The sequence below is a fragment of the Enterobacter cloacae complex sp. 418I7 genome (assembly GCF_050030705.1).
In the GTDB taxonomy this organism is placed as follows: Bacteria; Pseudomonadota; Gammaproteobacteria; order Enterobacterales; family Enterobacteriaceae; genus Enterobacter; species Enterobacter intestinihominis.
This window is the reverse complement of the sequence record NZ_JBLGUU010000001.1, coordinates 4,442,747-4,464,434: the sequence shown is the minus strand read 5'-3', so window position 1 is coordinate 4,464,434 and position 21,688 is coordinate 4,442,747. Positions and strand designations below refer to the sequence as shown.

Below are 21,688 nucleotides of genomic sequence, written 5' to 3'. Positions count from 1 at the left end.
TGTGTTCGAGTCTCTCAAATTTTCGCAATCAGAAGTGAAACATCTTCGGGTTGTGAGGTTAAGCGACTAAGCGTACACGGTGGATGCCCTGGCAGTCAGAGGCGATGAAGGACGTGCTAATCTGCGAAAAGCGCCGGCGAGGTGATATGAACCTTTGACCCGGCGATGTCCGAATGGGGAAACCCAGTGCAATCCGTTGCACTATCGTTAACTGAATACATAGGTTAACGAGGCGAACCGGGGGAACTGAAACATCTAAGTACCCCGAGGAAAAGAAATCAACCGAGATTCCCCCAGTAGCGGCGAGCGAACGGGGAGCAGCCCGGAGTCTGAATCAGCTTGTGTGTTAGTGGAACGGTCTGGAAAGTCCGACGGTACAGGGTGATAGTCCCGTACACGAAAGCACACTTGCTGTGAACTCGAAGAGTAGGGCGGGACACGTGGTATCCTGTCTGAATATGGGGGGACCATCCTCCAAGGCTAAATACTCCTGACTGACCGATAGTGAACCAGTACCGTGAGGGAAAGGCGAAAAGAACCCCGGCGAGGGGAGTGAAAAAGAACCTGAAACCGTGTACGTACAAGCAGTGGGAGCCTCTTTATGGGGTGACTGCGTACCTTTTGTATAATGGGTCAGCGACTTATATTCTGTAGCAAGGTTAACCGTATAGGGGAGCCGAAGGGAAACCGAGTCTTAACTGGGCGTTAAGTTGCAGGGTATAGACCCGAAACCCGGTGATCTAGCCATGGGCAGGTTGAAGGTTGGGTAACACTAACTGGAGGACCGAACCGACTAATGTTGAAAAATTAGCGGATGACCTGTGGCTGGGGGTGAAAGGCCAATCAAACCGGGAGATAGCTGGTTCTCCCCGAAAGCTATTTAGGTAGCGCCTCGTGAACTCATCTTCGGGGGTAGAGCACTGTTTCGGCTAGGGGGCCATCCCGGCTTACCAACCCGATGCAAACTACGAATACCGAAGAATGTTATCACGGGAGACACACGGCGGGTGCTAACGTCCGTCGTGAAGAGGGAAACAACCCAGACCGCCAGCTAAGGTCCCAAAGTCATGGTTAAGTGGGAAACGATGTGGGAAGGCACAGACAGCCAGGATGTTGGCTTAGAAGCAGCCATCATTTAAAGAAAGCGTAATAGCTCACTGGTCGAGTCGGCCTGCGCGGAAGATGTAACGGGGCTAAACCATGCACCGAAGCTGCGGCAGCGACGCTTAGGCGTTGTTGGGTAGGGGAGCGTTCTGTAAGCCGTTGAAGGTGTGCTGTGAGGCATGCTGGAGGTATCAGAAGTGCGAATGCTGACATAAGTAACGATAAAGCGGGTGAAAAGCCCGCTCGCCGGAAGACCAAGGGTTCCTGTCCAACGTTAATCGGGGCAGGGTGAGTCGACCCCTAAGGCGAGGCCGAAAGGCGTAGTCGATGGGAAACAGGTTAATATTCCTGTACTTGGTGTTACTGCGAAGGGGGGACGGAGAAGGCTATGTCAGCCGGGCGACGGTTGTCCCGGTTTAAGCATGTAGGCGGAGGTTCCAGGTAAATCCGGTACCTTGTTAACGCTGAGGTGTGATGACGAGGCACTACGGTGCTGAAGTGATAAATGCCCTGCTTCCAGGAAAAGCCTCTAAGCATCAGGTAACACGAAATCGTACCCCAAACCGACACAGGTGGTCAGGTAGAGAATACCAAGGCGCTTGAGAGAACTCGGGTGAAGGAACTAGGCAAAATGGTGCCGTAACTTCGGGAGAAGGCACGCTGATAGGTAGGTGAAGTCCCTGCGGACGGAGCTGAAATCAGTCGAAGATACCAGCTGGCTGCAACTGTTTATTAAAAACACAGCACTGTGCAAACACGAAAGTGGACGTATACGGTGTGACGCCTGCCCGGTGCCGGAAGGTTAATTGATGGGGTTAGCGGCAACGCGAAGCTCTTGATCGAAGCCCCGGTAAACGGCGGCCGTAACTATAACGGTCCTAAGGTAGCGAAATTCCTTGTCGGGTAAGTTCCGACCTGCACGAATGGCGTAATGATGGCCAGGCTGTCTCCACCCGAGACTCAGTGAAATTGAACTCGCTGTGAAGATGCAGTGTACCCGCGGCAAGACGGAAAGACCCCGTGAACCTTTACTATAGCTTGACACTGAACACTGGTCCTTGATGTGTAGGATAGGTGGGAGGCTTTGAAGCGTGGACGCCAGTCTGCGTGGAGCCAACCTTGAAATACCACCCTTTAATGGCTGGTGTTCTAACGTAGACCCGTAATCCGGGTTGCGGACAGTGTCTGGTGGGTAGTTTGACTGGGGCGGTCTCCTCCCAAAGAGTAACGGAGGAGCACGAAGGTTGGCTAATCCTGGTCGGACATCAGGAGGTTAGTGCAATGGCATAAGCCAGCTTGACTGCGAGCGTGACGGCGCGAGCAGGTGCGAAAGCAGGTCATAGTGATCCGGTGGTTCTGAATGGAAGGGCCATCGCTCAACGGATAAAAGGTACTCCGGGGATAACAGGCTGATACCGCCCAAGAGTTCATATCGACGGCGGTGTTTGGCACCTCGATGTCGGCTCATCACATCCTGGGGCTGAAGTAGGTCCCAAGGGTATGGCTGTTCGCCATTTAAAGTGGTACGCGAGCTGGGTTTAGAACGTCGTGAGACAGTTCGGTCCCTATCTGCCGTGGGCGCTGGAGAATTGAGGGGGGCTGCTCCTAGTACGAGAGGACCGGAGTGGACGCATCACTGGTGTTCGGGTTGTCATGCCAATGGCACTGCCCGGTAGCTAAATGCGGAAGAGATAAGTGCTGAAAGCATCTAAGCACGAAACTTGCCCCGAGATGAGTTCTCCCTGAGACTTTAAGTCTCCTGAAGGAACGTTGAAGACTACGACGTTGATAGGTCGGGTGTGTAAGCGCAGCGATGCGTTGAGCTAACCGATACTAATGAACCGTGAGGCTTAACCTTACAACGCCGAAGCTGTTTCGGCGAAGAGACAGACACGATTTTCAGCCTGATACAGATTAACAGAATTTGCCTGGCGGCTTTAGCGCGGTGGTCCCACCTGACCCCATGCCGAACTCAGAAGTGAAACGCCGTAGCGCCGATGGTAGTGTGGGGTCTCCCCATGTGAGAGTAGGGAACTGCCAGGCATCAAACAAGTGAAGAGGCCATCCGAAAGGATGGCCTTTTTGCGTTTCTGCACCTGCTTCCTTTCCATAAACTAATCACCCATCCCTTCGTATATACGGTAAACTATCCCGGTTTTTGCATCAGGATAGCGTCTATGAATCACTCCCTTAAGCCCTGGAATACCTTTGGTATTCAACGGAATGCTAATCAAATTGTACGTGCCGACAGTGCTCAGCAGTTGCTGAATGCCTGGCAAAACGCAACAGAAAACGGTGAACCCGTACTTATTCTGGGCGAAGGAAGTAATGTCCTGTTTCTCGATGATTTTGCGGGGACGGTAATCGTTAATCGCATCATGGGGATTGAGCGTAATGAGAGCGCTGACAGCTGGCATTTACACGTGGGTGCTGGCGAAAACTGGCACCATCTGGTGCAATATACCCTTGAAAAAGGGATGCCCGGACTGGAAAACCTGGCCCTGATCCCGGGCTGTGCAGGATCATCTCCTATTCAAAACATCGGTGCCTACGGCATCGAACTGAAACACGTCTGCGAATATGTCGACTGCATCGAACTCGCGACCGGAACGGCGAAGCGTTTGACCGCAGAGCAGTGCCGCTTTGGCTATCGCGACAGCATTTTCAAGCACGACTATCAGGATCGTTTTGTCATTGTGGCCGTTGGCCTGCGTCTGGCGAAAGCATGGAAACCTGTTCTGACTTACGGCGATCTGGCCCGTCTCGATCCGGCTACCGTCACACCGCGTGAGGTTTTTGATTCCGTTTGCCACATGCGAATGACCAAGCTTCCGGACCCGAAAGTGAATGGAAATGCGGGCAGTTTCTTCAAAAATCCGGTGATCGGCAGCGAAAAAGCGAAAGCGTTTCTCGCTGGCTGGCCAACGGCCCCGCATTATCCTCAGGCGGATGGCAGCGTGAAGCTGGCCGCAGGCTGGCTTATCGATCAATGTGAATTAAAAGGTACAACGCTTGGTGGCGCTGCTGTTCATCGTCAGCAGGCACTGGTGCTGATCAATCAGTCCAACGCGACAAGTGAGGATGTCGTCAACCTGGCGCATCATGTTCGCCAGCGCGTGGGCGAAAAATTCAACGTCTGGCTGGAGCCTGAAGTTCGCTTTATTGGCCGAACGGGCGAAGTGAATGCCGTGGAGACCATTGCGTGAAGGACAATACTATTCCGTTAACTCTCATCGGTATTCTTGCTGATGGCGAGTTTCATTCTGGCGAGCAGCTGGGCGAACAGCTGGGCATGAGCCGCGCTGCCATCAATAAACATATTCAAACGCTCCGCGACTGGGGCGTGGATGTGTTTACGGTACCGGGAAAAGGCTACAGCCTGCCGGAACCAATCCAGTTACTGAATGAAGAGATCATCCGCAGCCAGATTGGACACGGTAACGTCGCGGTATTGCCGGTCATTGATTCGACGAACCAGTATCTGCTGGATCGCCTGAGCGAGCTGAAATCCGGTGATGCCTGCGTTGCCGAGTACCAACAGGCAGGACGTGGCCGCCGGGGGCGTAAGTGGTTTTCGCCATTTGGTGCCAACCTCTACCTTTCCATGTACTGGCGGCTTGAACAGGGGCCAGCTGCGGCCATCGGGCTGAGCCTGGTCATCGGCATTGTGATGGCAGAGGTGCTGCACGATCTGGGTGCCGATCAGGTGCGGGTAAAATGGCCCAACGATCTGTATCTCAACGATCGAAAGCTGGCGGGGATCCTGGTCGAACTGACAGGAAAAACAGGCGATGCCGCACAGATCGTCATTGGGGCGGGGCTGAACATGGTGATGCGAAACGTGCAGAACGATGTCGTGAACCAGGCCTGGACCAACCTACAGGAAGCGGGGATCACCATCGATCGCAATACGCTTGCCGTCCGCATGATCAATGAGTTGCGTAGTTCGCTGACGCTCTTTGAACAAGAGGGGTTAGCGCCATTCCTGTCCCGCTGGGAAAAGCTGGATAACTTTATTAACCGACCGGTGAAGCTGCTGATTGGGGATAAAGAGATTTACGGCACATCACGCGGCATTGACGCGCAGGGCGCGTTGCTGCTTGAACAGGATGGCGTGATTAAGCCCTGGGTGGGCGGTGAAATTTCATTACGAAGTGCAGAGTAACCCTCTCCCCACAGGGGGAGAGGGTGTAGCAGGTCACTGCGGATACGGCACCCAATCCCCGGCATTCAGTCGGACATAAGGCTTATTCTGATACTGGATCACCACCGCATTGGCGTTTTCCGATACCTCCGCCGTCTGCGGCAGCCCGCTGGTGAGCTGATCCCAGTTCACGCTATCTTCCACAAACAGCTTACCGTCTACAGCGCGAGCAACCAGTTCCGAGATGGCCAGATAGCTGCTTGGCTGGGTGATCTCAACTGGCGCGCCCTGATGCGGTGCCTTCATGCCAAAGAACTTAATCCCGGCCGGAACGTTTGTGATGGACGGGCTTGGGATATCGCGCAGACCAGACACCTGCATCCTGTCGCCTTTCAGCGCTCCACCATGTTCCGGGACCACCACCACCATCACTTTACGGCCTGATTTTTCCAGCTCGTTGAAGAACGCGTTCAGCTCGTCGAAGAACTTCTGCGCACGGGCCTTATAATCGGCCGTTTTACTTACGCCGGGATAATGGTTCCCGTCGTGAAGCGGCAGCGTATTATAGAACGTCGCGCTACGCGTCCCTTCCTCTTTACCGACGGTGTCGAACCAGCGCTGAAGTACGGCGGTATCGTCATAGACCGGCGAGCCATCGAAGCCCAGTAACGTCACTGGCAGCCCTTTCTGGTCCATCAGTGGGGCCTGCATGCCACCCTGTTCACGCACTTCTTTCAGGAAGTTACCGAACTGACCGTTATGGCCCATCATCAGGTGTTGGGTAAAGCCCAGTTTTGCCAGGTTATCAAACAGGTAACACTGGTTAGCTGCCGGCTGGTAGAGGTTCTTATGCGAGGGCTGCCCACAGCTCGCGCGCAGTAGGCGGATAGCCGCTGGGCCGCTGTACGACGTGGCCGAGTTGAAGTCTTTGAACTGAATATCGAAATGCGACCACAGCGGGTGCGACATCAAACCAGCCGCGTCAACGTCAGCCCAGGACAGAGAACAGATGTTAATGACCAGCAACTCAAACGGCTGAGCATCGGCAGGCAGCGCGTCCGGGAATTTCGTCTGACGCTTATCTTCCGCAGCGTAAAAACTGGAGAGCCACGCGTTCAGGTTCGTAGATGTCGGCGGCGCCGTCTGCGCTGGAATATCCCCAACCACAGGCGTATCCCCTGCTGTCGCGACGGTAGCGGCGGCGGAACCGCCCGTGGTGGTTACGGTTGTCGTCGGCTGACCGGCTGGCCACAGCGAGAAGCTCGGGCCCGTCAGCGTCAGTACGTTTAGCCAGATCATAATCGCGACGACAAACACCGTCACCCGGATCCACTGAGACAGGAACAGCCAGGCAACCAGCAGGACAAATACCGCGCCAATCATCTGCCAGTTAATAAAGCGCTCAACCAGATCGAGCATATAGTCCGCACTGAAACCTGCGACCTGGGAACCCTGGCTCATAATGCTTTCGGGGCCGGGTAGCCAGGTATCATGCCAGAACAGGGCGAAACCGATAGGGATAGCAATCCAGTGACGTATACGGTGCAGCCTGAGGTTCGGGATTGGCATCAGCAGGAATGCCATAAACACCAGATTAAGCAGCGGGTGGAAATTAAGATAGCCTGCCCACAGCAGACCAAACTTCACCAGAAAGTAGAAATTCCAGCCGGACAGACCGCGCCAGTATTGCCAGAGTGGCGATGGCGCCGAAGAGGTATAGGTAGAATTAGTCATGTTTTCGGTTTGCCTTGACGTTTGAAGCGCGAGTCAGTGTTCCGGCGGGTTTAATATAGCGAGGTTTGACGAACAGTAATCTGATCGTATCGCGAATACGGCGCAGGGAATGGCGTGCATAGTAGCCAAGCGGCAAAAAAATCAGCGCGCACAGAACAACCAGTTGGATGATATCGCTGATATTCATAATGGAACGCTCTCCTTGTTCTCATCCATTAAGCGTAGCGGCTCAGGAACCCGACGCCATACGTGCCCATCATGTTTCGCGTTCAGAACCGGTTTGGCACCACTTGTTACAGGCAACGGTTTGGCCCATTTTTCAGGTGCCAGGGCTCGCATCTGGACAAGCTCAGCGCTGATCAAATTATCTTCAAACCAGACCATGCGGTTCGAGAAAATATCCCCGGTAGGCAGCGGGAAGATATGGTTCAGGGCGGTATCCAGATCGTTCACCCGACAGAAGGAGAGGAACAGCACCAGGCGATTATCGCCAATGGTCATGATATCCCCGATACGATTAGGGCGGCACAAGGTGAGCGCCTGCTCAATGCGAATGCCCGGCACAGGACGCAGGGCAACCATCACCCCTTTTCCGTCTGCCGGTAAAAGCGTATTGCTCATCATGTTGCCCACCGCATCGCAGAAGGTGTCCCATTTCTGGTAGCCGCGCAGTTTCATCGGCTGCGTCATTGAAAGCAGGGTGCTGATATCTTCCGGAACATATCGATTAAACTGCTGGCCCTGAATGCTTTCGATCAGCGTCAGACAGCGCGACAGGGGAGCATTCCAGGGAATGACCATATTCGCGCCGCAGCCCAGTAATAAGCGCTCATCGGTGGCGCGCAGGCTGGTATTATTTTCACGTACCACGATTTTTAACGCGCTGCCGCGCTGGCGACGTAATGTGTGAATGTGCCGTGCCAGCGTTTCGATTTGGTTATTCTGGATCAACGAGAAGATAATGGTCGCCGCCTGCGTGGTGCGCGCCTCATCAAATAAGGCCTCGTTAGTTTCGAACAGTGACCAATGCTCAGACAGTGCAGGCGCACCTTCCAGTACCGCAATATGACTCAGAACGCGCTTTTCATCACTACGTGGCTGAACCACCGTCTCTTCCTGTTGAGCAAGATGCCACTCGTCCCCGACATTTTTGAGGGTAAGCTGCTGTCGGGAGCTCACCCCTTTTTCATTGCACCAGAAAGCCACGTCGTAAAGATGGCTGTCAGTCTGGACACGAATACTGGCCAGGCCATAGAGGAAACGGTATTCACTCATTAAAAGTGAAAAAAGTTTGTCGTTATTACTGCCCGGGTTAACAACCAATAAGGTGCAATTTTGATTTTTTGCCCATCTGCTGATTCTTCCCAGCCATTTCAGCAGTTTTTCAGACGGGATATTTTGTAGACCGTTTTGAGAACATTTAAGAATCAGTAAATAGTGTTCAGGAACAATAGAGCACTGAATATCGCGGGGCAAAAAGTATAAACTGTCGGCCTCCGCTGGCATGGAAAATAATCGTACTGTCTGGGGTCCACGGTCAGTTTCGAGCCTGATGATTGACTTTGGCTCATCGCCCATCGTAATGACGGCCACGCGGTAATCCTTACCCTGCGCCGCTATCGTCTGGTTTACCAGACTGATGGCATCTTCATTACGATCCGTATTAACCCACCAGACTCCTCCGACTGGCATGTGGCGCAATTCGTCCCATAATGACTGGATGCCAATAGAAAATATGGAGTCCACGGTGTCCCTCTTTTCGTCGAATTTCTATGTCTCTCAGTTTACTAGCGAAAGCGTAGAAATAAACCTAACATTGAAATTAAAGAACATCAGATTTAGCATGTAAATGAAATTTCGTGGGCAGGACGCCTCGCTGCATCTGAATCTTATGATTTTACTCAAAGGGATGAAATAAGAATGCAAAATAACGAACCCGCAACTCCAGTCGACCCAAGCCTGGGTTACACATTCCAAAACGATTTTCTGGCGCTCACGCAGGCTTTTTCATTGCCTGAAATAGATTACACCGATATTTCCCAGCGGGAACAGTTGGCTGCGGCTATTAAACGTTGGCCGTTATTAGCTGAGTTTGCCCAACAACAATAAGGAAGCCATTGATGGCCGTACTAGGATTACAGGGCGTCCGTGGTGGAGTGGGTACAACTTCCGTAACCGCGGCGCTGGCGTGGTCATTACAGGTTTTAGGTGAATCAGTACTGGTTATTGATGCCTGCTCCGATAATTTGCTGCGCATGTCATTCAATGTCGACTTTACACATGAAAACGGCTGGGGGCGCGCGCTTCTGGACGATAAAGACTGGCGGGATGCGGGTTTGCGCTATACCTCCCAGCTCGATTTGCTTCCCTTTGGTCAGATGACGGAAACCGAACGCGGGAATGAAGCTGCGTTTCAGCGCCTGTTCTCTCGCTTCACCACCGCTTTGCAGAGTCTGAAAGAGAGCGGACACTATCAGTGGATCCTGCTGGACCTGCCGCACGGCGCCGCGTCGCTGACCCGCCAGCTTCTGGCGCAGTGCGACCATGTGCTCTCCATTGCGAACGTAGATGCGAATTGTCATATCCGTCTGCATCAACAGGCAATGCCTGCCAATGCCCATATTCTGATTAACGATCTGCGCATTGGCAGCCAGATCCAGGACGATCTATACCAGGTCTGGCTCCAGAGTCAGCGCCGCCTGTTGCCAATGGTTATTCATCGTGACGAAGCGATGGCGGAGTGCCTCGCTTCCAAACAACCGCTTGGGGAGTACCGTAGTGATTCACTGGCGGCAGAAGAGATCCTGACGCTGGCCAACTGGTGTCTGCTGCACTTTCCTAAACGGCCGGAGCCTGCCGGGAGTTCAGTATGAGCCGCCTGACCAACTGGTTGCTCATCCCGCCGGTCAGTTCGCGCTTAAGTGAACGCTACCGCCATTACCGTCATCACGGCGCCTCATCGCTGAGCGCTGCGCTGGGCTGCTTCTGGATGATTCTGGCGTGGATGTTCATCCCCCTCGAACATCCACGCTGGCAACGTATTCGTGCGCGCCACGGTGAACTCTATCCGCATATCAACCCTGACAAGCCGCGTCCGCTCGATCCCGCGCGCTACGCTATACAGTCCATCTGGCTTCTGGCGACCTCAACGGGTGCGGAGAAAAAAACGTCCCGCTGGCGCAGCTTCGATCGCGTGCAGAACTTACGTGAACACTATCACCAGCGGCTTAACCGGCTACCCGACCGGGTTGGCGATAGAACAGGTCATTTAGATAATCACAAAGAGCTCGGGCACCTTCACCCGGGCTTACGGCGTTTTATTCTCGGCGTGGTGGTGGTGTTCTCGCTCATACTGGCGCTGGTCTGTATTACCCAGCCCTTCAACCCGCTGGCACAGTTTACCTTCCTGATCCTGCTGTGGGGCGTGGCGCTGCTGGTGCGGCGCATTCCGGGGCGTTTTTCTGCCCTGATGCTGATCGTGCTGTCGCTGACCGTTTCCTGCCGCTACATCTGGTGGCGATATACCTCAACGCTGAACTGGGACGATCCGGTCAGCCTGGTGTGTGGGTTAGTGCTGCTGTTTGCTGAGACCTACGCCTGGATCGTGCTGGTGCTGGGTTACTTCCAGGTTATCTGGCCGCTGAATCGACAGCCGGTGCCGCTGCCAAAAGACACGACCCAGTGGCCAACGGTGGACCTCTTCGTGCCGACCTACAACGAAGACCTGTCGGTGGTGAAAAACACCATTTACGCCGCGCTGGGTATCGACTGGCCGAAGGATAAAATCAAAATCTGGATCCTTGATGACGGTGGCCGCGCCGAGTTCCGCCAGTTCGCGGACGAAGTAGGGGTCGAGTACATCGCCCGTACCACGCATGAACACGCTAAGGCCGGTAACATCAACAATGCGCTGAAATATGCCAAAGGGGAGTTCGTCTCTATTTTCGACTGCGACCACGTGCCAACGCGCTCGTTCCTGCAAATGACCATGGGCTGGTTCCTGAAGGAGAAAGAGCTGGCGATGATGCAGACGCCGCACCACTTCTTCTCGCCGGACCCGTTTGAACGTAACCTCGGTCGTTTTCGTAAAACCCCGAACGAGGGCACACTGTTCTATGGTCTGGTGCAGGACGGGAACGACATGTGGGACGCAACATTCTTCTGCGGCTCCTGTGCGGTGATCCGCCGTAAACCGCTGGATGAAATTGGCGGGATCGCCGTCGAGACGGTCACGGAAGATGCGCACACTTCGCTGCGTCTGCACCGTCTTGGCTATACCTCCGCCTACATGCGCATTCCTCAGGCGGCGGGGCTGGCCACGGAATCCCTGTCGGCGCATATCGGCCAGCGTATTCGCTGGGCGCGCGGCATGGTGCAAATTTTCCGCCTCGATAACCCGCTGATGGGTAAAGGACTGAAACTGGCGCAACGGCTGTGCTACGTCAACGCCATGTTCCACTTCCTGTCGGGTATTCCTCGGCTTATCTTCCTCACTGCGCCGCTGGCGTTCCTGCTTCTTCACGCTTACATCATCTATGCGCCTGCGCTGATGATTGCCCTGTTCGTTCTGCCGCACATGATCCACGCCAGCCTGACGAACTCGAAGATTCAGGGGAAATATCGCCATTCGTTCTGGAGTGAAATCTACGAAACGGTGCTGGCCTGGTATATCGCGCCGCCAACCATGGTGGCGCTGATTAACCCGCATAAAGGGAAATTCAACGTCACCGCGAAGGGCGGGCTGGTGGAAGAGGAGTATGTCGACTGGGTGATCTCCCGGCCCTATATCTTCCTGGTGCTGCTGAATATTGTGGGCGTGATTGTTGGGGTCTGGCGCTACTTCTACGGCCCGGAAAACGAAATTCTGACGGTCTTCGTGAGTATGGCGTGGGTGTTTTATAACCTGATTATCCTCGGTGGCGCGGTGGCGGTATCAGTGGAGAGCAAACAGGTTCGCCGCGCGCATCGCGTCGAAATCAGCATGCCAGCGGCCATTGCCCGCGACGATGGACATCTCTTCTCCTGTACCGTACATGACTTTTCGGATGGCGGTCTGGGTATCAAGATCAACGGTCAGGCGAAGGTGCTTGAGGGGCAGAAGGTCAACCTATTGCTTAAGCGCGGCCAGCAGGAGTATGTCTTCCCGACGCAGGTGGTGCGTGTGAGAGGAAATGAAGTGGGTCTGCAACTGATGCCGCTGACTAAAAAGCAACACATTGATTTTGTGCAGTGTACGTTTGCCCGCGCGGATACGTGGGCTCTCTGGCAGGACAGCTTCCCTGAGGATAAGCCTCTGGAAAGCCTGCTGGATATTCTTAAGCTGGGGTTCCGTGGCTATCGTCACCTTGCAGAATTTGCCCCGTCGTCGGTGAAATTAATTTTCCGGTCACTTACTTCACTGGTTTCCTGGGTCGTGTCGTTCATTCCGCGTCGACCTGAGCGAGATGAAGCGAAGCAGGCGGACCCGGTTATGGCTCAACAATGATGATAACGCGATGAAAACAAAACTTTCCTGGTTATGTGCAGTGGCAATGGGGATGAGTGCGCTCCCTGCAACAGTGGCTAACGCGGCGCCTGATAACGCAGCGACCACACCCGCGCCAACGGTGCCTGTCGTCGCGCAAGCGACCGATCCGGTAGTGACGGCGGCGCCGGGGCAGACGGAAAACGTCGTCCCGAATCAGCCGACGACGGGGAATACGCTGCCCGCCGACAACCCGGTGGTTGGGCAGGTTATGCCTGGCGTGCCGGGAGCCAGTGCACCGGTGGTTGCGGAAAATACGCCGTCGCGTGACGTTAAGCTGACGTTCGCCCAGATCGCGCCTCCTCCGGGCAGCATGGTTCTGCGCGGCATCAACCCAAATGGCGGTGTCGAATTCGGTATGCGTAGCGATGAAGTCGTGTCGAAAGCGATGCTCAACCTGGAATACACGCCATCGCCGTCGCTGCTGCCGGTGCAATCCCAGCTTAAGGTCTATCTGAATGATGAGCTGATGGACGTCCTGCCCGTCACCAAAGAGCAACTGGGTAAGAAAACCCTGGCTCAGGTGCCGATTAACCCGCTGTTTATCACCGACTTTAACCGCGTGCGTCTGGAATTTGTCGGCCATTACCGCGATGTCTGTGAAAACCCGGCCAGCAGCACCCTGTGGCTGGATGTTGGTCGTAACTCTTCGCTTCAGATGACCTATCAGCCGCTGGCGTTGAAAAACGATCTCTCCGCCTTCCCGGTGCCGTTCTTCGACCCGCGTGATAACCGTCCACTGAACCTGCCAATGGTGTTTGCGGGCTCTCCTGATGTGACCGAACAGCTGGCGGCCTCTATCGTGGCATCCTGGTTTGGTTCCCGCTCCGGCTGGCGTGGCCAGAGTTTCCCGGTTATGTACGACAAAATGCCGGACAAAAACGCGATTGTGTTTGCCACCAACGCCAAACGCCCGGCATTCCTGCGGGACCATCCAGAGGTGAAAGCGCCCACCATCGAGATGATCAGCCATCCCGACAATCCGTACGTGAAGCTGCTGGTGATCTTCGGGCGTGATGATAAAGATCTGGTGCAGGCGGCAAAAGGCATTGCGCAGGGCAATATCCTGTTCCGCGGTAATAGCGTCGTGGTGGATGAGGTGAAACCGCTGCTGGCACGTAAGCCTTATGATGCGCCGAACTGGGTCCGCACCGACCGCGCGATTACCTTCGGCGAGCTGAAAACCTATGAAGAGCAATTGCAGTCAACCGGGCTTGAACCTTCTCCTGTCAGCCTGTCGCTGAACCTGCCGCCGGATCTCTATCTGCTGCGCACCAACGGCATTGATATCAACCTGAACTACCGTTACACCGCGCCGGTAACCAAAGACAGCTCGCGCATGGATATCAGCCTCAACAACCAGTTCCTGCAATCCTTCAGCCTGACCAGCAGCCAGGAGACAAACCGGTTGATGCTTCGTCTGCCTGTATTGCAGGGGCTGCTGGATGGCAAAACCGATGTGTCGATCCCGGCGCTGAAGCTCGGTGCGGTGAACCAGCTGCGGTTTAACTTCCAGTACATGAACCCGATGCCGGGTGGATCGGTGGAAAACTGTATTACCTTCCAGCCGGTGCAAAACCACGTGGTGATTGGTGATGATTCCACAATCGACTTCTCGAAGTATTACCACTTTATCGCGATGCCGGATCTGCGTGCGTTTGCTAACGCCAGTTTCCCGTTCAGCCGCATGGCTGATCTCTCTGAATCGATTGTCGTGATGCCAAAAGCGGCCAACGAAGGCCAGGTTGCCACGCTGCTGGACACCATGGGCACCGTCGGGGCGCAAACCGGCTTACCGGCTATCAACGTGACGGTGACGGATGACGGTAGCCAGATCCAGAACAAAGATGCCGATATCATGGTCATCGGCAACATTCCGGACAAGCTGAAAGACGAGAAGCGCGTCGATCTGCTAGTGCAGGCGGCTCAGTCATGGGTCAACACGCCGCTGCGTCAGACCGAGTTCCCGAGCATCATGCCGGACAGCGGCGATCGCCAGGCCAATATCAGGACGACCGTAAGCTCAACGGGTCCGATGGCTGCGATTGTCGGTTTCCAGTCTCCGTATAACGACCAGCGCAGCGTGATCGCCCTGCTTGCGGACAGCCCGCGCGGCTATGAGCTGCTCAACACGGCCATGAACGACAGCGGTAAACGGGCGGCAATGTTCGGTTCCGTCTCGGTGATCCGTGAGTCGGGGGTAAACAGCCTGCGCGTGGGGGATGTCTACTACGTCGGTCATCTGCCGTGGTTCGAACGCCTGTGGTACGCCCTCTCTAACCACCCGGTGCTGCTGGCCGTGCTGGCTGCGCTCAGCGTTGTATTGCTGGCATGGGTATTGTGGCGTCTGCTGCGAATCATCAGCCGTCGTCGTCTTAACCCGGACCATGAGTAAGCCGTGATGAAAATCTTTCGCGGGTGTGTAGTCGCAGCGTTGATGCTGACGGCGGCGAATCTTCACGCCGCCTGTCGCTGGCCTGCCTGGGAGACGTTCAAACAGGATTATATGAGCGAAAGTGGGCGCGTCATTGATCCCAGTGACGCGCGCAAAATTACCACCTCCGAAGGGCAAAGTTACGGACTGTTCTTTGCCCTAACAGCAAACGATCGCAAGACGTTTGATCTGCTGCTGACATGGACGCGCGATAACCTTGCCGAGGGGGATTTAGCCCAACATCTCCCGGCGTGGCTATGGGGAAAAAAGGACGACAACACCTGGGCGGTTATCGACCCTAACTCCGCGTCCGATGCCGATATCTGGATTGCCTGGTCGCTGCTGGAAGCCGGGCGGCTGTGGAAAAATCCCGATTACACACGCACGGGTAAGGCGCTGTTGACGCGCATTGCCAGTGAGGAAGTGGTGAAGGTGCCGGGGCTGGGTTCTATGCTGCTGCCGGGTAAAGTCGGTTTTGCCGAAGAGAGTGTCTGGCGCTTCAACCCCAGCTACCTGCCGCCGCAGCTTGCGAGCTATTTCACCCGTTTCGGCGCACCGTGGACAACGCTCCGTGAAACCAACCTGCGTCTGCTGCTGGAGACCGCGCCTAAAGGATTTTCCCCGAACTGGGTGAAATACCAGAAAAAGGGCGGCTGGCAGCTGTCGCAGGATGCATCCCTGATCGGCAGCTACGATGCGATTCGCGTCTATCTGTGGGTAGGGATGATGAACGATAACGATCCGCAAAAAGCCCGGCTACTGGCGCGTTTCAAGCCCATGGCGACCACCACAATCAAACAAGGCTTACCGCCGGAAAAAGTGGACGTAGCGACCGGGAAACGTACCGGAGATGGGCCGGTAGGGTTTTCTGCCTCCCTGCTTCCATTTTTACAAGAACGGGACGCGCAGGCGGTGCAACGCCAGCGTGTCGCCGATCGTTTTCCCGATAACAATGCTTATTACAGCTACGTTCTGACCCTCTTTGGACAAGGGTGGGATCAGCATCGTTTTCGTTTCACCGCGCAAGGTGAATTACTACCGGATTGGGGCCAGGAATGCGCACGTTCACACTAAATCTACTCGCCTTATCGCTTGGCCTGGCGCTCATGCCCCTGGCCCAGGCCGCCAACTCCCCGCAGCAGAGACAGCTGCTGGAACAGGTTCGTCTGGGGGAATCCACCCAGCGTGAGGATTTGGTGCGCCAGTCGCTCTATCGCCTTGAGCTGATCGACCCCAACAACCCGGACGTGATTGCCGCTCGCTTCCGCTACCTGTTACGACAGGGGGATACGGCGGGCGCGCAAAAAGAGCTGGATCGCCTGAAAGGAATGGCACCCGATTCCAGTGCGTATCAGTCCTCCCGTACGACCATGCTGCTCTCCACGCCGGATGGTCGCCAGGCCCTCCAGCAGGCTCGCCTGCTCGCCACCACCGGGCACACGCAGGAAGCTATTGCCGCGTATGACAAACTGTTTGACGGTAATCCGCCCAGCGGCGACATCGCGACGGAGTACTGGAACGTGGTGGCGAAAGAGCCTGCCCGCCGCAATCTGGCCATTAATCAGCTGAAGAAAATCAACGCCAGCAGTCCGGGCAACGCCCCGCTACAGGCTTCGCTGGCGCAGCTTCTGTTCCAGAGCGGACGGCGTGATGAAGGGTTTGCGGTGTTACAGGAGATGGCCAAATCGAACAATGGCCGCAGTCAGGCGTCGGACATGTGGTACCAGCAGATCAAAGATCAGCCGGCCAGCAGCGCCAGCGTTACCGCGCTGCAACAATACCTGAGCGTGTTCAGCGATGGCGATAACGTGACGGCGGCGCGCGCCCAGCTTGAAGCGCAGCAAAAACAGCTCGCCGATCCGGCGTTTCGCGCCAAAGCCGAAGGGTTAGCCGCAGTGGATGCCGGGCAGGGCAGTAAAGCGGTAACGGAGCTGCAGAAAGCAGTCAGCGCCAACCACGCCGACAGTGAAGCCGTAGGCGCGCTGGGGCAGGCCTATTCGCAGAAAGGCGATCGCGCCCGCGCGGTTGCGCAGTTTGAAAAGGCGATCGCCCTTGATCCGCAGAGCGACAACCGGGGCAAATGGGACAGCCTGCTGAAGGTTAACCGATACTGGCTGCTGATCCAGCAGGGTGACAACGCCCTGAAAGCCAACAAGACAGCCCAGGCGGAACGCTATTATCAGCAGGCGCGCAACATTGACAATACGGACAGCTACGCGGTCCTGGGGCTGGGTGACGCGGCGGCGGCGCGGAAAGATAACGACGCGGCTGAACGCTATTATCGCCAGGCATTGCGGATGGACAGCGGCAACAGCAACGCGGTACGCGGTCTTGCCAATATTTATCGCGAGCAGTCTCCGGAGAAGGCGACGCAGTTTATTCAGTCGCTCTCTGCCAGCCAGCGCCGCAGCATTGATGATATTGAACGTAGCCTGACGAACGAGCAGCTCTCGGCTCAGGCTGAACAGCTGGAAAGCCAGGGAAACTATGCGCAGGCCGCAGAAATTCAGCGCCGACGCCTTGCGCTTTCCCCGGGCGACGTGTGGATCACCTACCGACTGTCACGCGATCTGTATAGCGCGGGTCAGCGCAGCCAGGCAGATAACCTGATGCGCCAGCTGGCAAGCCAGAAACCGGGCGATCCGGATCAGGTTTACGCCAGCGGGCTGTACCTGTCCGGTAACGATCGGGACCGGGCCGCGCTGGCGCATCTGAACACGCTGCCGCGCGACAAGTGGAACGGCAACATCCAGGCGCTGGCGGACCGCCTGCAAAGTAATCAGGTGCTGGAAACCGCCAACCGCCTGCGCGACGGTGGAAAAGAGCAGGAAGCGGAAGCGCTGCTTCGCCAGCAGCCCCCGTCCACCCGTATTGACTTAACGCTGGCAGACTGGGCTGAACAGCGTGGCGATCATGAGGCCGCGAAAACCGCCTACAACACCGTCCTGCAACGGGAACCGCAGAACGAAGACGCAATTCTCGGCCTGACCGAAGTCAATCTTGCTCAGGGCAACAGGGACGCCGCTCGCGCTGAGCTGGCGAAACTGCCCGCGGCACAAAACGGCGAACCGCTCTCCCTCAATATGCAGCGCCGGATCGCCATGGCGCAGGCCGGTCTGGGTGATCCTGCCGCGGCAGAAAAGACCTTCAACACCATTGTTCCGCAGGCAAAATCGCAGCCGCCTTCTATGGAAAGTGCGCTGGTGATGCGTGATGCCGCCCGTTTCCAGGCGCAAAACGGCCAGCCTCAGCAGGCGCTGGAAACCTGGAAAGATGCGATGGTCTCATCGGGCATCACGACGACTCGTCCAACCGATAACGACAGCTTTACGCGGCTCACGCGTAACGATGAGAAAGATGACTGGCTGAAGCGCGGCGTGCGCAGCGATGCAGGCGATCTTTATCGTCAGCAGGATCTGAACGTCACGCTGCAACACGACTACTGGGGATCCAGCGGCACGGGGGGCTATTCCGACCTGAAAGCGCACACCACTATGCTCCAGGTGGATGCGCCGCTATCGGATGGCCGCATGTTCTTCCGTAGCGATCTGGTCAATATGAACGCCGGTTCCTTTGATACGGACAATGGAACCTACGATCCAACGTGGGGTACCTGCGCCGAAACGCCATGTCACGGCAGCACGAACCAGTCGGCCAACGGCGCCAGCGTGGCAGTCGGCTGGCAGAACAACACCTGGGCGTGGGATATCGGTACAACGCCGATGGGCTTCGACGTGGTCGATGTGGTGGGCAGCCTGAGCTACAGCAACGACTTGGGGCCGATTGGCTACACCCTGAACGCCCATCGTCGTCCGATTTCCAGCTCGGTGCTGGCCTTCGCCGGGCAAAAAGATCCTAATACCGACACCACCTGGGGCGGCGTGCGTGCTACCGGTGGCGGCGTGAGCATGAGCTACGACAAAGGCGAAGCTAACGGGATCTGGTCAAGCCTGAGTGCCGACAGCCTCACCGGGAAGAATGTCGAAGATAACTGGCGGGTCCGCTGGATGACCGGCTATTACTACAAGCTTATCAATCAGAACAACGAGCGTCTGACGGTCGGTGTGTCCAACATGCTCTGGCATTACGATAAGGATTTAAGTGGCTATTCGCTGGGCCAGGGCGGTTACTACAGTCCCCAGGAGTATGTGTCGTTCGCCTTACCGGTGAACTGGCGTAAACGCACAGAGAACTGGTCATGGGAACTGGGTGGTTCCGTCTCATGGTCCCATTCAAAAACAAAGGATGTGATGCGTTATCCGTTGCAGGGGCTGATCCCGGACAATGAGCCAGGCCGTTATACCGATAAAGGTGTGATGGGAACCGGAAGTAGCTCGTCAGGGACGGGTTATACCGCAAGGGCGATTGTTGAACGCCGTGTGACGTCCAACTGGTTTGTCGGTCTGGGCGTCGATATTCAGGAAGCGAAAGACTATACCCCGAGCCATGCGTTGCTCTATGTTCGGTATTCTGCCGCAGGCTGGCAGGGTGATATGGACTTACCGCCGGAACCGCTGGTGCCTTATGCAGACTGGTGATCGGATTTTTGCTTAATCTAATTGTAAGTCTCTCTTAAAAGTGCAGCTATCGGGTATACTCGGGCGCACCAGGTTTACGCCCTGGTGCGCCCTGCGCTTCGAGTTTTGTGGAGAGTCATTTTGCGTGTCAGCCGTTCCTTAACGATCAAACAGATGGCGATGGTGTCTGCCGTCACAATGCTGTTTGTCTTCATCTTCTGCGTCATTTTGCTGTTTCATTCCGTACAGCAGAATCGCTATAACACGGCTTCGCAACTGGAAAGTATTGCCCGCTCGGTGCGGGAACCCCTGTCGGCCTCGATCCTGAAAGGGGATATCCCCGAGGCGGAATCCATCCTGAAACGCATTCAGCCCGCCGGTATCGTGAGCCGCGCCGACGTCGTGCTGCCGAACCAGTTCCAGGCGCTGCGGATGAGCTTTATCCCGGAGCGTCCCGTCCCGATGATGGTGATGCGCCTGTTTGAACTGCCGGTGCAGATTTCCCTGCCTCTCTATTCCCTGGAAAGACCGGCTAACCCGCAGCCGCTGGCCTATCTGGTACTACAGGCGGACTCGTACCGCATGTATAAATTCGTCATGAGTTGGGTTGCAACGTTAGTGACTACTTACTTACTTTTGACCTTAATGTTGAGCGTGGCGCTGACGTGGTGCATCAACCGGTTAATTGTGCATCCGTTGCGCCGCATAGCCCGGGAGCTGAATGACCTCTCTCCGCAGGAGCACATGGGGCATCAGCTTCCCTTGCCGCGTCTGCATCACGACGATGAAATCGGCATGCTGGTCCGCAGTTACAATATCAACCAGCAGCGTGTCCTGCGTCAGCAGGAAGAGGTCAGTAATAACGCCACCCGTTTCCCGGTTTCCGACCTGCCAAACAAAGCGTTTTTAATGGCCCTGCTGGAGCAGACCGTCGCTCGCCAGCAGACCACCGCGCTGATGGTGATTGCCTGCGAGACCTTGCAGGACACGACGGGCGTGCTGAAAGAGAGCCAGCGCGAGATGCTATTACTGACGCTGGTGGAAAAAATCAAATCTGTGCTGGCGCCGCGCATGGTACTTACCCAGGTCAGCGGCTATGACCTGGTGGTGATTGCGCACGGTGTAAAAGAGCCGTGGCACGCTATTACGTTAGGTCAGCAAGTACTCACTGTCATAAATGAGCGGCTACCCATTCAGGGTATCCAGCTTCGCCCAAGTGCCAGCATTGGTATCGCAATGTACTACGGTGGTCTGACCGCCGAGCAGCTATACCGTCGGGCTTTCTCAGCAGCGTTTACCGCGCGCCGAAAAGGCAAAAACCAGATCCAGTTCTTTGATCCGGAGCAAATGGAAAAAGCCCAGCAGCGCCTGACGGAAGAGAGCGACATTCTGACGGCGATGGACAATCGCCAGTTTGCGCTCTGGCTACAGCCGCAGGTGGATTTGCGCACGGGTGAAGTGACCAGCGCCGAAGCGTTGCTGCGCATGCAGCAGCCGGACGGCACGTGGGAGCTGCCTGAGGGGATGATCGAACGTATCGAGTCCTGCGGCCTGATGGTCACCGTCGGATACTGGGTGCTGGAAGAGTCGTGCCGCCAGCTTGCGGCCTGGCAACAACGGGGCATCACGCTGCCGCTGTCGGTGAATCTTTCTGCGCTACAGCTGATGCACCCGACTATGGTGCCGGATATGCTCGAGTTGATCCATCGCTACCGCATCCAGACCCACACGTTGATCCTGGAAGTCACCGAGAGCCGTTGTATTGACAATCCTGACGACGCTGTCGCCATTCTGAAACCGCTGCGTAATGCCGGGATCCGCATTGCGCTTGACGATTTTGGTATGGGGTATTCCGGCCTGCGTCAGCTCCAGCACATGAAAACCCTGCCGGTGGACGTCCTGAAAATCGACAAAACCTTTGTGAAAGGGCTGCCGGAGGATTGCAGCCTGGTGCAGGCCATTATCCAGATGGCGCACAGCCTGAACCTGCACGTGACTGCCGAAGGTATTGAGGCCGAAGCCCAGCGCGAGTGGCTGGCTGCGGCGGGTGTGGAGAGCGGTCAGGGCTTCCTGTTTGGCCGCGCCGTGCCGACGGATACCTTTGAGCGACGCTATCTCGCCGACGCTGGCAATAACGCAAAAGTGTAATTTTGTTGCTGGCTTGTGCGAGCCAGCTCAAAGTTCTTAACATTTGTGTTTCAAATTTGAACCCCGTTTATTTCTGTCCTGTT

At 55.9% G+C, this 21,688-nt stretch carries 12 protein-coding genes and 2 rRNA genes; 11 read left to right on the top strand and 3 right to left on the bottom strand.

The window, feature by feature from the left end; translation table 11 throughout:
• Positions 1-56 precede the first annotated feature (56 nt).
• The 4 genes from ACQG0S_RS21520 to birA all read left to right on the top strand — a co-directional run bounded on the left by ACQG0S_RS21520 (position 57) and on the right by birA (position 5,269).
• Positions 57-2,962, top strand: a 23S ribosomal RNA gene (locus ACQG0S_RS21520).
• 69 nt (positions 2,963-3,031) lie between these two features.
• A 5S ribosomal RNA gene (rrf, locus tag ACQG0S_RS21515) occupies positions 3,032-3,147 on the top strand.
• Between the two features lie 134 nt (positions 3,148-3,281).
• Positions 3,282-4,310, top strand: a complete 1,029-nt coding sequence (gene murB / locus ACQG0S_RS21510) for a UDP-N-acetylmuramate dehydrogenase (protein WP_048965874.1) — start codon at positions 3,282-3,284, stop codon at positions 4,308-4,310.
• Positions 4,307-5,269, top strand: coding sequence for a bifunctional biotin--[acetyl-CoA-carboxylase] ligase/biotin operon repressor BirA (gene birA / locus ACQG0S_RS21505; RefSeq protein ID WP_003861169.1), 963 nt, complete (start codon positions 4,307-4,309; stop codon positions 5,267-5,269). The genes murB and birA overlap by 4 nt, the downstream gene beginning before the upstream one ends.
• Before the next feature lie 33 nt (positions 5,270-5,302).
• Here birA and bcsG read toward each other — a convergent pair whose 3' ends face one another.
• From bcsG to bcsE, 3 genes are read right to left on the bottom strand one after another with little or no spacing between them, the layout of a single operon-like run.
• Positions 5,303-6,982 (bottom strand): cellulose biosynthesis protein BcsG, encoded by a 1,680-nt coding sequence (gene bcsG / locus ACQG0S_RS21500; protein WP_023298844.1) that lies wholly within the window; start codon positions 6,980-6,982, stop codon positions 5,303-5,305.
• Positions 6,975-7,169 (bottom strand): cellulose biosynthesis protein BcsF, encoded by a 195-nt coding sequence (bcsF, locus tag ACQG0S_RS21495; protein ID WP_022649733.1) that lies wholly within the window; start codon positions 7,167-7,169, stop codon positions 6,975-6,977. Before bcsF ends, bcsG begins: the two co-directional genes overlap by 8 nt.
• Positions 7,166-8,728 (bottom strand): cellulose biosynthesis c-di-GMP-binding protein BcsE, encoded by a 1,563-nt coding sequence (gene bcsE, locus ACQG0S_RS21490; protein WP_048965873.1) that lies wholly within the window; start codon positions 8,726-8,728, stop codon positions 7,166-7,168. The genes bcsF and bcsE overlap by 4 nt, the downstream gene beginning before the upstream one ends.
• Positions 8,729-8,902: 174 nt before the next feature.
• On the opposite strand from bcsE, the gene bcsR reads away from it, so the two are divergent.
• The 7 genes from bcsR (at position 8,903) to hmsP (ending at position 21,605) form a co-directional block, all read left to right on the top strand.
• Positions 8,903-9,091 (top strand): cellulose biosynthesis protein BcsR, encoded by a 189-nt coding sequence (gene bcsR / locus ACQG0S_RS21485; protein ID WP_022649731.1) that lies wholly within the window; start codon positions 8,903-8,905, stop codon positions 9,089-9,091.
• An 11-nt stretch (positions 9,092-9,102) separates the two neighbouring features.
• Positions 9,103-9,855 (top strand): cellulose biosynthesis protein BcsQ, encoded by a 753-nt coding sequence (gene bcsQ / locus ACQG0S_RS21480; RefSeq protein WP_048965872.1) that lies wholly within the window; start codon positions 9,103-9,105, stop codon positions 9,853-9,855.
• Positions 9,852-12,467 carry a UDP-forming cellulose synthase catalytic subunit gene (bcsA, locus tag ACQG0S_RS21475; RefSeq protein WP_426750758.1) on the top strand — a complete coding sequence of 872 codons (2,616 nt, stop codon included), beginning with the start codon at positions 9,852-9,854 and terminating at the stop codon, positions 12,465-12,467. Before bcsQ ends, bcsA begins: the two co-directional genes overlap by 4 nt.
• A gap of 10 nt (positions 12,468-12,477) precedes the next feature.
• A complete protein-coding gene (gene bcsB / locus ACQG0S_RS21470; RefSeq protein ID WP_071785220.1) occupies positions 12,478-14,901 on the top strand; it encodes a cellulose biosynthesis cyclic di-GMP-binding regulatory protein BcsB in 2,424 nt (807 codons plus the stop codon).
• Positions 14,902-14,907: 6 nt separating this feature from the next.
• Complete coding sequence (gene bcsZ, locus ACQG0S_RS21465; protein ID WP_048965871.1) at positions 14,908-16,014, top strand: cellulose synthase complex periplasmic endoglucanase BcsZ; 1,107 nt, start codon at positions 14,908-14,910, stop codon at positions 16,012-16,014.
• Positions 15,996-19,478 (top strand): cellulose synthase complex outer membrane protein BcsC, encoded by a 3,483-nt coding sequence (bcsC, locus tag ACQG0S_RS21460; protein WP_169440823.1) that lies wholly within the window; start codon positions 15,996-15,998, stop codon positions 19,476-19,478. The genes bcsZ and bcsC overlap by 19 nt, the downstream gene beginning before the upstream one ends.
• Before the next feature lie 120 nt (positions 19,479-19,598).
• On the top strand, positions 19,599-21,605 hold the full coding sequence (gene hmsP / locus ACQG0S_RS21455; RefSeq protein WP_169440821.1) for a biofilm formation regulator HmsP: 2,007 nt from the start codon (positions 19,599-19,601) through the stop codon (positions 21,603-21,605).
• The last annotated feature ends 83 nt before the right edge of the window (positions 21,606-21,688 follow it).